Source organism: Phocaeicola paurosaccharolyticus JCM 15092, assembly GCF_000613805.1.
Classification (GTDB): Bacteria; Bacteroidota; Bacteroidia; order Bacteroidales; family Bacteroidaceae; genus Phocaeicola; species Phocaeicola paurosaccharolyticus.
Window position 1 is genome coordinate 12,865 of the sequence record NZ_BAJR01000008.1, and the last position, 12,773, is coordinate 25,637.

The following is a 12,773-nucleotide window of genomic DNA, read 5'->3' on the forward strand; positions in this document are numbered from 1 at the left end:
CAGTCTCCTTATGGATATCGTTATTCCCTTATCAATGAGATGTACTCGTCATAGTCGATATATCTTCCTCCCATAGATTTAAGATGAGGAGTTTCCATTTGGCAATCTATAATTATTCCACCATTCTCTTCCATAAATTCGGCAAGGCCGATAAGCGCCAACTTTGATGCGTTGGGTACCTTACTGAACATGCTCTCACCAAAGAAGCTCTTGCCAAGGTTGACTCCATAGAGTCCACCTACAAGTTGTTCATCATCCCAAACCTCTACACTCACTGCAAATCCTTGATTATGTAGTTCAATATATGCACTCTTTATATTGTCGAATATCCAAGTCTCTCCTTTGCGCATTTCGCTGCAGTTGTATATTACCTCTTCGAATGCTCTGTTGAAACTTATTTTATAACTTGTCTTATTGAGGAAAGTACGCATAGAGTGCGATATATGTATCTCATTAGGGAAGATTACGAATCGCTTCAATGGGCAGAACCACATCAGCATATCCTCCTCATTGGGCCATGGAAAGATGCCGTTGGAATATGCCAATATTAATCTGTCGATGGTGAGATCGCCCCCAACGGCCAGAAGTCCGTCGGGTTCACCGTAATGGGGATCAGGGAAAGAGCACTCCTCGTTAAGCTGATAAACGGCCATTACTATTTAAGTTTCAGTTCGTTGTTCTCGACAATGATGTTTGCCTCACCGCCCTCTTTAAGTTTACCGAAAAGTATCTCCTTTGTAAGCAGGGTTTTGAGTTGTGAAGTGATAACTCGCTCTATCTCTCTTGCACCATATTCTTTGGTTATACCATGTTTCAGTATATATTCTGTTGCTTCATCACTTAACTTAAGTGTTACTTTTTTAGGCTCTAACTTTTGAGAGAGTTCACCCAGCTTTTTCTTCACAATCTTACTTGCCATAGTCTCGTCCATGTCATTGAATGTGACGATAGAGGAGAGGCGGTTTATGAACTCCGGTTTGAAGGTCTTCTTAACCTGCGATAGCATAGCGCTTCCCAAGCTTACATTAGAGTTGAAACCTACAGAAGCTTGCTTAGCATATTGTGCACCGGCATTCGATGTCATGATAAGTATAACGTTTCTGAAGTCAGCCTTGTGTCCCTTGTTGTCAGTAAGAGTGGCATAGTCCATTACCTGAAGCAGGATATTATAAATGTCCGAATGTGCCTTCTCAATCTCATCGAGAAGAAGAACACAGTGTGGAGTCTTTCTTATCTCATCAGTAAGCAGTCCGCCATCTTCATATCCCACATAACCGGCAGGAGAACCAATAAGTTTTGCAACTGTATGCTTCTCGGTATACTCACTCATATCAAAACGTATCAGTTTAATACCTAACTCGTTTGCCAATACTCTGGCTATCTCTGTCTTACCTACACCTGTAGGTCCCACAAAGAGAAGTGATGAGATAGGTTTGTTGTCGTCCAAAAGGCCGGCTTTGGATAGTTGAACAGATGTTACAATCTTCTCGACTGCCTCGTTCTGTCCATATATCTTAGTAAGTATTCTTTGTTCAAGAGATGCCAGATTCTTGCTCTCATCGGCTTTAAGTTCGAAAGAGTCTACACGGCATATCTTTGCAAGGATAAGGTTTATTATATCTTTTCCTACTGGTTGTGTCTCGCCTGCAACAGGGTGCAATTGACGGTAAGCTCCGGCTTCATCGATAAGGTCGATGGCTTTGTCAGGGAAGAATCTCTCGTTGATATACTTGTCAGCCATATCAACGGCATACTCTACCACACCCTCGTCATATTTTACATGATGAAAGTTCTCGTAGTTCTCCTGCAGACCTTTGATGATTGTCACAGTCTCACTATTGGATGGAGCAAGAATCTCAATATTCTGGAAACGACGTGCTAGTCCTTTATTCTTAGAGAAGTATCTATTAAATTCTTCATAAGTTGTTGAACCTATGAATCTTATTGATCCATCTTCAAAGTATGGCTTTAGCATATTTGATGCGTCTAATGATCCTTCTCCGGTCTGACCTGCTCCAACAAGATTATGAATCTCATCAATATAGATTATTGAATTCTCCTCTCGTGAAACTCCCTTCATGACAGTTTTCAATCTCTTTTCAAACTCTCCTCGGTACTGAGTTCCTGCAAGCAGGTTACCTAGATCTAAAGAGTATATTTTAGTTCCCTTCAAAGGTTCAGGAACAGCGCCTCTCTCTATCATTGCTGCAAGGCCATAGGCAATACTTGTTTTTCCCACTCCTGGTTCACCTATGTGAAGAGGGTTGTTTTTCTCCTTACGGCAAAGTACCTCCATGGTACGTTCCAACTCGTCGGAACGACCTATCAAAGGATTATGATCATTTACATGTTCATTAAGGCAGGTGACCATCTTCTTCCAGTCATCCTTATGTGACATCCGTGATTCCTCTGCATCCTCATCGTCATCATCATCATCTTCTTCATCCATATCATCAATCATATAGATAAGTACCTCTGTTGGGTCAATGTTTGCCTTTGCAAGATAATATGAGAGGTGACTCTCTTCTATGCTTGACATGGCTTGAAACACCATGCTGCATGTTATCTCGTCTCTATCTGAATTAGTGGCATTTCTATATGCCATATTAAGAATCTTCTCAAGGAGGAAAGAGCACTGAGGTGTATAAGCTTCATCGCCGTCAATGCTATCTATCTCTTTACTTACGTACAAACTCAATTCAGTCTTAAGCAAATCAATATCTCCACCACACTCAGTGAGAATCTCACAGAATTCCTCATTCTCCAGAAAAGCCATCATGACATGTTCCGGAGTAATAAATTCATTTCTAAGCTGTGTCCCGATAATTACTGCTCTGTTGATTATCTCTTCGCACAATTTGTTATATCTGATTTCCATCTAATTACTCTTTTTCAACTGTTAATTTCAAGGGGAAGCCATTATCTCTTGCTTTCTTAGAAGCCTTGTTGGCTTTAGAATGTGCTATATCGAAGCTGTACACACCAGCTATGCCTTTGCCATCCTTATGAACTTGTATCATAATTTCATTTGCTTCACCCTCTGTTTTCCCAAATATTGTTGTTAGTATCAGAACTACAAACTCCATTGTGGTAAAATCGTCATTGTGAAGAATTACACTATATCTGCTTGGCTCTTTTAGATTTGTATTGTCTTTTTCTTTGACAGCTGAGTTAGTATCCATAGTCCTGCTTTTTTATTTTGAAGATGCAAAAATACTAGAAAGTTGCTACTTAATCAATTATTAGTTCAATTTTGAGGTATAAATATTATTTTTTTATAAAACTTTGCTTAAAATCAAAAAATAATCACTATAATAGAGAAATTTTTCCGTAATAATATGTTAATACAAATAGAGTTATCTTATACAACATAAAAGTCATAAATTAATTAACGATGAAAGTATGAAAAAGCAGATAAAATTCAGCTTGGTTTATCGTGATATGTGGCAATCTTCAGGCAAGTATCAGCCAAGAAAAGATCAGCTTGAAAGAGTAGCCCCACTAATAGTGGAAATGGGTTGTTTCGCAAGAGTAGAGACAAACGGAGGTGCATTTGAACAGGTAAATCTTCTTTACGGAGAAAATCCTAACAAGGCAGTAAGGCATTTACAAAATGCTTTAATGAGGCTGGAATACAGACTCATATGCTGGACAGGGGATTGAACGGACTGAGGATGTATCCGGTTCCTGCGGATGTGCGAAAACTAATGTACGTGGTAAAGAAGGCACAAGGTGTCGATATTACCAGAATCTTTTGTGGACTTAATGATGTCCGCAATATTATACCCTCAATAGAATATGCCAATCAGGCAGGAATGATTCCACAGGCTACACTATGTATCACTTTTTCACCAGTTCATACTGTCGAATATTATTCTGATATGGCCGATAAGCTTATAGAAGCCGGCGCAAAGGAGATATGTCTTAAAGATATGGCAGGTATCGGTAGACCTGGTATGTTGGGAAGACTGACCAAAAATATTAAAGATAAACATCCTGAAATAATTATACAATACCATGGCCACAATGGTCCGGGACTATCTATGGCATCTATATTGGAGGTTTGTAATAACGGAGCTGATATAATTGACGTTGCTATGGAACCGCTCTCTTGGGGTAAGGTGCATCCGGATGTGATATCTGTACAGGCAATGCTCAAGGATGAGGGTTTCGATGTGCCTGAGATAAATATGAAAGCCTATATGAAGGCTAGAGCTCTTACTCAGGAGTTTATTGATGACTTCCTCGGCTTTTTCATGGATCCTTCGAATAAGATAACATCTTCTCTATTGCTAAGTTGCGGTTTACCTGGTGGTATGATGGGCTCAATGATGGCCGATTTGAAAGGTGTACATTCAGGCATAAATATGATACTCAAGAGTAAAGGAGAGGCTGAACTGAGCATTGATGATCTACTTGTGATGCTATTTGACGAAGTGGAATATATATGGCCTAAACTGGGGTATCCTCCACTAGTAACTCCATTCAGCCAATATGTAAAAAACATCGCTTTGATGAACCTTATGTCTATGGTTAAGGGTGAGGGCAGATGGACTATGATAGATAACCATGCTTGGAATATGATTTTAGGCAAGGATGGAAGGTTGCCGGGAAAACTTGATGATGAGATTATTCAACTTGCTAAGGATAAAGGTTATGAGTTCACTGATGTAAACCCTCAGGACAACTACCCAAATCAGCTTGATGAGTATATTAAGGAGATGGAGGAAAAAGGATGGGATAGAGGTGAAGATGATGAGGAACTATTCGAACTGGCGATGCACGACAGGCAGTATAGAGACTATATGTCGGGTGTAGCTAAAAAGAGATTTGAGGATGAACTTGCCGATGCCAAAGATAAAGATATGGTTAAGATGGGATTTTCTATTGAGGATGTCAAGAATCTTAAGAGAGCAAAAGCAGAGCCTATAACTTCTCCTGCTAGTGGAAGATTGATTTGGGAGGTAGATGTGGTTGCTCAGTCAATGCCTCCACAGATAGGACAGCAGTTTAATCCTAATGATACCTTTGCATATATCACAACTTTATGGAATACTTTCGATAAGATTGAAGCAAACTTCAAGGGACGAATAATTGAGGTTTGTGCAAATCAGGGAGATGTGGTTCAAAAAGGTGATGTCCTGGCATATATAGAGAGAGATTAATAAGGAATTATAAAAAAGTCAAATTCATACCATATGGATTTGACTTTTTTCATTTATAGTTGTAATATGAATAGTGCAACATAGATGAATATAGATGAGAGAATAGACTATTACAATTGATGGAGATTAGAAAGTTTATACACTCATTTAACTGTATATTGCATAAATATGTAATATATGTATATTAACTGAAAGGTATGAATGCACATATACATATACCGAAAATAGACCTTCCGAATGGGGTGATTTATATGTTTTAATAGCAAAAACTATGCTGGCAATTGTTAGTAAACCTCTCTTTTATTGGTCTATTATACGTGAATATAAGCTTTTTTTTAAAAAATGATAATTAAGAGTTCAACGAGTAAAAAACTTAATTATCTTTGTCGTAGTAAAATTAAAAAGATTAAATATAATGTCGCAAATAGTAGGGCATATATCACAAATTATAGGACCGGTAATTGATGTCTATTTTGAAGCAAATGGAATCAGTTCCGATCTTCTCTTACCAAGCATACACGAAGCGCTTGAGATAAGAAGGGCAGACGGCAGAATACTTATTGTAGAGGTTTCCCAACACATTGGTGAGGATACAGTTAGAGCTGTCGCAATGGATAGTACTGACGGACTTTGTCGCGGTATGGAAGTTAAACCTACCGGAAGCCCTATTACTATGCCTGTAGGCGAACAGATAAAAGGTCGTCTGATGAATGTAGTTGGTGAATCTGTAGATGGAATGGGTGAGCTCGATATGAAAGATGCTTTCGCTATTCATCATGATCCACCTAAGTTTGACGAATTGTCAACTTCACAGGAGGTACTTTATACCGGTATAAAGGTTATCGACTTGCTGGAACCTTATAGTAAGGGAGGTAAGATCGGACTCTTTGGTGGTGCCGGTGTAGGTAAAACCGTACTTATCATGGAGCTTATCAATAACATCGCCAAGAAACATAATGGTTTCTCTGTATTTGCAGGTGTAGGAGAGAGAACTCGTGAGGGTAATGACCTTCTTAGAGAGATGATTGAGTCTGGAGTAATCAAATATGGCGAAGAGTTCAAAAAGAGCATGGAGAAGGGCGAATGGGACCTTTCTAAAGTCGACAACAATGAACTTCAGAAGTCACAGGCTACTCTAGTCTATGGACAGATGAATGAACCTCCTGGAGCTCGTGCTTCTGTAGCACTTTCCGGACTTACTGTTGCTGAGGCTTTCCGTGACGGCAGAGGTATGGCTGATGCGAATAGTAATGAAAGTAGAGATATACTTTTCTTTATTGATAATATATTCAGGTTTACTCAAGCAGGTTCTGAGGTATCTGCACTTTTGGGACGTATGCCATCTGCTGTAGGTTATCAACCTACTTTGGCTACTGAAATGGGGCAGATGCAGGAGCGAATCACATCTACAAAGAACGGATCAATCACATCAGTGCAGGCGGTTTATGTTCCTGCAGATGACTTGACCGACCCTGCCCCTGCAACAACATTTAGTCACCTTGATGCTACAACAGTATTGAGTCGTAAGATTACTGAGCTTGGTATTTATCCTGCTGTAGATCCATTGGAATCTTCATCACGTATTCTTGACCCACTTGTAGTTGGAGAGGAGCATTATAATGTTGCTCAGAGAGTAATTCAGATTCTACAGCGTAATCAGGAGTTGCAGGATATAATCTCTATCCTTGGTATGGATGAGCTATCGGATGATGATAAGAAGATAGTAAACCGTGCACGTAGAGTACAGAGATTCCTTTCACAGCCATTTACTGTTGCAGAACAGTTTACAGGTCTGCAGGGTGTTATGGTATCAATAGAAGATACAATAAAAGGATTCAAGATGATTCTCGATGGTGAGGTGGATTACCTTCCTGAACAGGCTTTCTTGAATGTTGGAACAATAGAGGATGCAATAGAAAAGGGAAAGAAACTGCTTGAAGCAGCAGAACAAAAATAATGGTTAAATGGACAAAACGCTTAATTTGACAATTGTATCTCCTGAAGGAGTACTATTTGAGGGTAAAGTGAAAAGTTTACTTTTGCCGGGCGTAATGGGATTATTTGCTGTTATGCCACTTCACGCACCACTTATTACACAGCTTACGCAAGGTGTAATAACATTTTATGAGAAAGAACACAAACAGGAAATTGTCATTAAAAGCGGATTTGTAGAGGTAAAGCAGAATGTTGTTTCAGTATGTGTTGAACAATAAAAATTAAGCTTATGAAATGTACTCTGACAAAGAAGTATTTCCTTATTTGGGATACTATAGTTATTGGTGTAAGTGCATTAGTTGTCTATGGCATTTTAAAATTATTCATGCCAGAGTACTATTTCAAGTTTTATCCTATAATACCTCTCTTCTTCTATCTTTTTGAAGTATATAGCATTTTTATGTTTGACCAGTGCAGGTTGAAAACTCCTAGTAAGTTGTTGAATGTCTACCTGGGCGTTAAGTTTGCCAAGTTAACTCTATCAATATTATTGGTACTGTTTTATACTTTGAAGATAAAAGAGCACACAAGAGACTTTGTAATTGTATTTTTCTTGTTCTATATCATTTCTCTAGTATTTCAATGTTGGTTCTTCATTTTGTATGAATCACATAAAATGAGAAAAAAAAAGAATAACAAATGTTTAGATTGAAAGAATTTGTCATATCTCTACTATGCATGTTACTACTTTTTCCGGTAGGATGAATGCAGAAAATGAGGAGGGAGCTAAAAAAAGCGAGAATGTTGATGCTCGAGCAATAGTTTTGGGACATCTTCAGGATTCTTATCATTGGCATATAACGTCATTGGGTGAAAGTGAATTATCAATTTCTTTGCCGGTAATATTATATAGCGGTGAGAGTGGTTGGCATATATTCTCTTCATCTAATCTTTTTCCTGAGGGTAAAGCATATCAAGGTTTTACTATTGCTACTCAAGGAGAATATGAAGGTAAGATTGTAGAAGTTGATAAGGCGGGAAACATCACTCGTCCTTTTGATATATCAATAACAAAGACTGTACTAGGATTATTAATTAATAGTTCTGTACTATTAATTATTGTTCTATCCACAGCATTCTGGTACAGAAAGAAAACCGCTAGTTCTAAGGCACCAAAAGGCTTTGTAGGATTTATGGAACTCTTTATTGTATGGGTGGAAGATGATGTAATTAAAGCTTGTATTGGTAAAGGTTATGAGAAATATTCACCATATCTTCTTATTGCGTTCTTTTTCATCTTTGTGAACAACCTTATGGGGTTGATTCCTATATTCCCGGCCGGATCAAATGTGACAGGAAATATAGCAGTGACCTTAGTCCTTGCAGTCTGCACATTTCTTGCAGTGAATATCTGGGGAAGCAAAGATTATTGGAAAGAGATATTGTGGCCGGAAGTTCCTGTATGGCTTAAGTGTCCGGTTCCATTTATGCCTCTTATAGAGATATTTGGAATATTCACAAAACCCTTTGCTCTGATGATTCGTCTATTTGCAAATATCCTTGCAGGACACTCAGTAATATTGGCTCTTACAAGTATTATATTTGTGACTGTAAGTATGGGACCGATGGTTAACGGTGCTATGACTTTCGTCTCTTTCATATTCACTCTTTTCATGAATCTGGTAGAGTTGCTGGTGGCTTTCATACAGGCATATGTATTTACTATGCTTTCGGCAGTATTTATCGGATTGTCAAGAATAGAGGGTAAAGAGGAGCATGCTAAATAAAAAAAAATAAGTATTAATAAATAAATTAAAATTAATTGGTTATGTTATTATCAGTGTTATTACAGGCAGCCGCAGGTGTCGGCTTAAGTAAAGTAGGTGCAGCACTTGGTGCAGGCTTAGCAGTTATCGGTGCTGGTATTGGTATTGGTAGAATCGGTAGCTCAGCTATGGATGCTATTGCTCGTCAGCCAGAGGCTTCAGGTGATATCAGAATGAGTATGATTATCATCGCTGCTCTTGTTGAAGGTGTAGCTTTGTTTGCTTGTGTTGTTTGTTTCCTTGCACTTAATTAATAGAGATTATGTCATTATTGGTACCCGATAGTGGCTTGCTGTTCTGGATGCTTCTCTCGTTCGGAGTGGTCTTTGCTGTACTTGCCAAGTATGGTTTTCCAGTTATAATCAAAATGGTTAATGAAAGGAAAGCATATATTGACAATTCGCTTAAAGTAGCCAGTGAAGCCAACGAACAGTTAGACAACTTGAAACAGGAGGGTGAATTGATCATAGCAAAAGCACATGAGGAGCAGCTTCGTATACTAAATGAAGCTGCTGCAACACGTGAGCGTATCATTCGCGAAGCTAAAGAGAAAGCCCAATCTGAGACAACTAAGATGTTGGAAGAGGTTAAGCTGCAGATTCAAGCTGAGAAGAATGATGCAATACGTGAGATTCGTCGTCAGGTTGCTACTCTTTCTGTAGATATTGCAGAAAAGGTTTTACGCAAGAACTTAGATAACGATATTGAGCAGACAGCTATGATTGACAGGTTGCTTGATGAGATTACCGCTTCAAAAAACTGATGATTTATGTATATAGGAACAATTTCTGTACGTTACGCTAAAGCTCTTTATGAGTATGCTTCATTATCAAATGCTGAGGAGAAGGTATATAATGAGATGCTCTCTTTGAAGGAGAGTTTCTCGAATGTTCCTGAGCTTTCTCGGACGATAAACAATCCTGTACTCCCATCGAGTGTGAAGAGTTCTCTTCTACTGGAGGCAGCAGGAGGTGATGTGAGCAATGAGATGAAACGTTTTATCTCACTCGTTCTTGAGCAGAGGAGGGAATCAGTATTAATTTTCATGATTAATTCCTATTGCGATATTTACAGAAAGAAAAAGAATATAAGCATAGGTAAACTCATTACTGCTCACTCTGTATCTGAAGAGGTGTTGGAGAGAATCAGGAAGATTGTTGTTAATACAACAAAAGGTGAACTGGAGCTAGTCAACAGTATAGATTCCTCAATAGAAGGGGGATTCATTTTTGAAATTGGAACCTACAGACTCGATGCAAGTGTGGCTACTCAGCTGCGCCGTATTAAGTCGCAGTTTGTGGAAAAGAATAGGAGAATAGTTTAAATTATTGAATGGTATGTCAGATAATATAAGACCAAGTGAAGTCTCAGATGTGCTGCTGCAACAGCTCAAGGATATTGATACATCCATGAAGTTTGATGAAGTTGGTACAGTGCTTCAGGTAAGCGATGGAGTAGTACGTATTTACGGATTACTTAAGGCTGAGGCTAACGAACTTCTTGAGTTTGAAAATGGTATCATGGCAATTGTGATGAACCTTGAGGAGGATAATGTGGGAGCTGTTCTACTAGGTCCTACAGATAAGATCAAGGAGGGCATGATTGTTAAACGTACCAAACGTATTGCATCCATAATGGTTGGAGAGGGTATGTTGGGTAGAGTAATCGATCCTCTAGGAGAGCCTATTGACGGAAAGGGAATGATAGGTGGTGAGAGAATTGAGATGCCTCTCGAAAGAAAAGCTCCAGGAGTTATTTACCGTCAACCTGTAAACCAACCTTTACAGACAGGACTGAAGTCAGTCGATGCCATGATTCCAATTGGACGTGGACAACGTGAACTTATAATTGGTGACCGTCAGACAGGAAAGACTTCTATTGCTATAGATGCTATACTTAATCAAAGAGCAAATTTTGATGCCGGCAAACCGGTATATTGTATATATGTTGCCATTGGTCAGAAGGCTTCTACGGTAGCTACTATCGTAAATCTGCTGAAAGAGAGTGGAGCTATGGACTATACTATAGTTGTTGCTGCTACAGCTGCTGATCCAGCTGCTCTTCAGTATTTTGCACCTTTTGCAGGAGCTTCCATTGGTGAATACTTCCGTGATACTGGTCGTGATGCATTGGTTGTTTATGATGACCTTTCAAAGCAGGCTGTTGCATACCGTGAGGTTTCGCTTATCTTAAAACGTCCTTCAGGACGTGAGGCATATCCTGGTGATATATTCTACTTGCACTCTCGCCTTCTTGAAAGAGCTGCAAAGATTATCAACCAGCAGGAAGTTGCTGAGCAGATGAATGACCTTCCAGAGAGTCTTAAAGGTAAAGTAAAGGGTGGTGGCTCACTTACTGCACTACCAATTATCGAGACTCAGGCAGGTGACGTATCAGCATATATTCCTACTAATGTTATCTCTATCACAGACGGACAGATTTTCCTTGAATCTGACCTGTTCAACCAAGGATTCCGTCCGGCTATCAATGTCGGTATATCTGTATCCCGTGTTGGTGGTAGCGCTCAGATAAAGAGTATGAAGAAGATTGCCGGAACATTGAAAATAGATATGGCTCAGTACCGTGAATTGGAGGCTTTCTCTAAATTCAGCAGTGATATGGATAAGGTTACTGAGATGGCTATTGACAGAGGACGTAAGAACAATCAGCTCCTTATACAACCTCAGCATTCACCAATGTCTGTAGGTGAACAGATTGCTATTCTCTATTGTGGAACAAAAGGACTACTAAGAGATATATCTATTGAGAATGTAATACCTTTCCAGGCATCCTTCCTTGAAGATATGCGTGCTAACCATAAGAGTGACGTACTTGATGTACTTGCTTCAGGTGTGGTTAATGATGAGGTTACTTCTATAATAGAGAAAGTTGCTCACGATATTTCACAGTTATATATTAAGAGCTAACCATGGCATCACTGAAAGCGGTAAAAGACAGAATAGCTACGGTAACTAGCACCCGAAAGATTACCTCGGCAATGAAGATGATAGCTTCTTCGAAGTTACATAAGGCGCAGAGTCGTATAGAGAATATGCTTCCATACGAAAGGCGTCTTAATAGAATCCTTATTGACTTTCTAGCTTTTGACAGCGAGGAGAGATCTATCTATACCGAGAATAGAGTGGTGAAAAGCGTAGCTATAGTTGTATTCTCATCAAATGCCAGCCTTGTGGGTGGATTCAATGCTAATGTGATACGACGTGTTACTGTGATGTTGGATGAATATAAATATCTTGGCATAGAAAATATCCACATCTATCCAGTAGGAAAGAAGGTTGCCGAAGCTGTGAAGAAACTAGGCTTTAAGATAGAGGGTAATTTCACTAATCTTGCGGAAAAACCATCATACGAAGAAGCTTCAGACCTTGCACGTATTTTGATGGATAAATTCAAGAAGAAAAAGATTGATAAGGTTGAACTACTTTATCATCACTTCAAGAATACAGCTGTGCAGTCACTGACACAGGATGTTTTCCTGCCAATAGAGTTCCCGAAAGTTGAAAGACATTTCCCGGAGCATATGGATGACTTCATTATTGAACCTAATTCACGAGAGATAATGGAATCACTTGTGCCAAAGGTGTTGCTTATAAAGATGTATACTGTTCTTCTGGACTCAAATGCTTCAGAGCATGCAGCCCGTACAATGGCTATGCAGCTTGCAACAGATAATGCGAATGATTTGCTTCAGGAACTTAATCTTCAATATAACAAGACACGTCAGCAGGCTATTACGAACGAACTATTGGATATCGTGGGAGGATCATTCAAATAGTATATATAGTCTCAAATAAGCATATTGATTGATTATCAGATATGTTTTATA

At 39.0% G+C, this 12,773-nt stretch carries 11 protein-coding genes and 1 pseudogene; 9 read left to right on the plus strand and 3 right to left on the minus strand.

Annotated elements, in window-relative coordinates; genetic code table 11:
- Nucleotides 1–20: 20 nt before the first annotated feature.
- The 3 genes from aat to JCM15092_RS05435 are packed head-to-tail and all read right to left on the minus strand — an operon-like array spanning nt 21 to nt 3,182.
- The gene (gene aat / locus JCM15092_RS05425) at nt 21–653 is read right to left on the minus strand and encodes a leucyl/phenylalanyl-tRNA--protein transferase (RefSeq protein WP_024993772.1); all 633 of its coding nucleotides are present in this window, start codon (nt 651–653) and stop codon (nt 21–23) included.
- A gap of 2 nt (nt 654–655) precedes the next feature.
- The gene (locus JCM15092_RS05430) at nt 656–2,878 is read right to left on the minus strand and encodes an AAA family ATPase (RefSeq protein WP_024993773.1); all 2,223 of its coding nucleotides are present in this window, start codon (nt 2,876–2,878) and stop codon (nt 656–658) included.
- Nucleotides 2,879–2,882: 4 nt separating this feature from the next.
- Complete coding sequence (locus JCM15092_RS05435) at nt 2,883–3,182, minus strand: ATP-dependent Clp protease adaptor ClpS (RefSeq protein WP_024993774.1); 300 nt, start codon at nt 3,180–3,182, stop codon at nt 2,883–2,885.
- 220 nt (nt 3,183–3,402) lie between these two features.
- On the opposite strand from JCM15092_RS05435, the pseudogene JCM15092_RS15075 reads away from it, so the two are divergent.
- The 9 genes and pseudogenes from JCM15092_RS15075 to JCM15092_RS05485 all read left to right on the plus strand — a co-directional run bounded on the left by JCM15092_RS15075 (nt 3,403) and on the right by JCM15092_RS05485 (nt 12,722).
- Nucleotides 3,403–5,165, plus strand: a pseudogene (locus JCM15092_RS15075) (hydroxymethylglutaryl-CoA lyase-like TIM-barrel protein).
- Nucleotides 5,166–5,580: 415 nt separating this feature from the next.
- Nucleotides 5,581–7,122 carry a F0F1 ATP synthase subunit beta gene (atpD, locus tag JCM15092_RS05445; RefSeq protein ID WP_024993775.1) on the plus strand — a complete coding sequence of 514 codons (1,542 nt, stop codon included), beginning with the start codon at nt 5,581–5,583 and terminating at the stop codon, nt 7,120–7,122.
- 7 nt (nt 7,123–7,129) lie between these two features.
- Complete coding sequence (gene atpC, locus JCM15092_RS05450; protein WP_024993776.1) at nt 7,130–7,378, plus strand: ATP synthase F1 subunit epsilon; 249 nt, start codon at nt 7,130–7,132, stop codon at nt 7,376–7,378.
- A 456-nt stretch (nt 7,379–7,834) separates the two neighbouring features.
- A complete protein-coding gene (gene atpB / locus JCM15092_RS15080; protein WP_084488465.1) occupies nt 7,835–8,887 on the plus strand; it encodes a F0F1 ATP synthase subunit A in 1,053 nt (350 codons plus the stop codon).
- Nucleotides 8,888–8,928: 41 nt separating this feature from the next.
- Complete coding sequence (atpE, locus tag JCM15092_RS05465; protein ID WP_024993778.1) at nt 8,929–9,180, plus strand: ATP synthase F0 subunit C; 252 nt, start codon at nt 8,929–8,931, stop codon at nt 9,178–9,180.
- 8 nt (nt 9,181–9,188) lie between these two features.
- On the plus strand, nt 9,189–9,689 hold the full coding sequence (gene atpF / locus JCM15092_RS05470; protein WP_024993779.1) for a F0F1 ATP synthase subunit B: 501 nt from the start codon (nt 9,189–9,191) through the stop codon (nt 9,687–9,689).
- Between the two features lie 6 nt (nt 9,690–9,695).
- On the plus strand, nt 9,696–10,250 hold the full coding sequence (locus JCM15092_RS05475) for a F0F1 ATP synthase subunit delta (RefSeq protein ID WP_024993780.1): 555 nt from the start codon (nt 9,696–9,698) through the stop codon (nt 10,248–10,250).
- Nucleotides 10,251–10,263: 13 nt separating this feature from the next.
- Nucleotides 10,264–11,853 (plus strand): F0F1 ATP synthase subunit alpha, encoded by a 1,590-nt coding sequence (gene atpA, locus JCM15092_RS05480; protein WP_024993781.1) that lies wholly within the window; start codon nt 10,264–10,266, stop codon nt 11,851–11,853.
- A gap of 2 nt (nt 11,854–11,855) precedes the next feature.
- Nucleotides 11,856–12,722 (plus strand): F0F1 ATP synthase subunit gamma, encoded by an 867-nt coding sequence (locus JCM15092_RS05485; protein ID WP_024993782.1) that lies wholly within the window; start codon nt 11,856–11,858, stop codon nt 12,720–12,722.
- Nucleotides 12,723–12,773: the final 51 nt, after the last annotated feature.

Bases quoted from the DNA above. Each gene is read 5' to 3' on its own strand.
- JCM15092_RS05485 (WP_024993782.1), top strand. From the start codon at position 11,856: ATGGCATCACTGAAAGCGGTAAAAGACAGAATAGCTACGGTAACTAGC.
- atpB (WP_084488465.1), top strand. From the start codon at position 7,835: ATGCATGTTACTACTTTTTCCGGTAGGATGAATGCAGAAAATGAGGAG.
- JCM15092_RS05435 (WP_024993774.1), bottom strand. From the start codon at position 3,182: ATGGATACTAACTCAGCTGTCAAAGAAAAAGACAATACAAATCTAAAA.
- JCM15092_RS05475 (WP_024993780.1), top strand. From the start codon at position 9,696: ATGTATATAGGAACAATTTCTGTACGTTACGCTAAAGCTCTTTATGAG.
- atpD (WP_024993775.1), top strand. From the start codon at position 5,581: ATGTCGCAAATAGTAGGGCATATATCACAAATTATAGGACCGGTAATT.
- aat (WP_024993772.1), bottom strand. From the start codon at position 653: ATGGCCGTTTATCAGCTTAACGAGGAGTGCTCTTTCCCTGATCCCCAT.
- atpA (WP_024993781.1), top strand. From the start codon at position 10,264: ATGTCAGATAATATAAGACCAAGTGAAGTCTCAGATGTGCTGCTGCAA.
- JCM15092_RS05430 (WP_024993773.1), bottom strand. From the start codon at position 2,878: ATGGAAATCAGATATAACAAATTGTGCGAAGAGATAATCAACAGAGCA.
- atpE (WP_024993778.1), top strand. From the start codon at position 8,929: ATGTTATTATCAGTGTTATTACAGGCAGCCGCAGGTGTCGGCTTAAGT.
- atpF (WP_024993779.1), top strand. From the start codon at position 9,189: ATGTCATTATTGGTACCCGATAGTGGCTTGCTGTTCTGGATGCTTCTC.
- atpC (WP_024993776.1), top strand. From the start codon at position 7,130: ATGGACAAAACGCTTAATTTGACAATTGTATCTCCTGAAGGAGTACTA.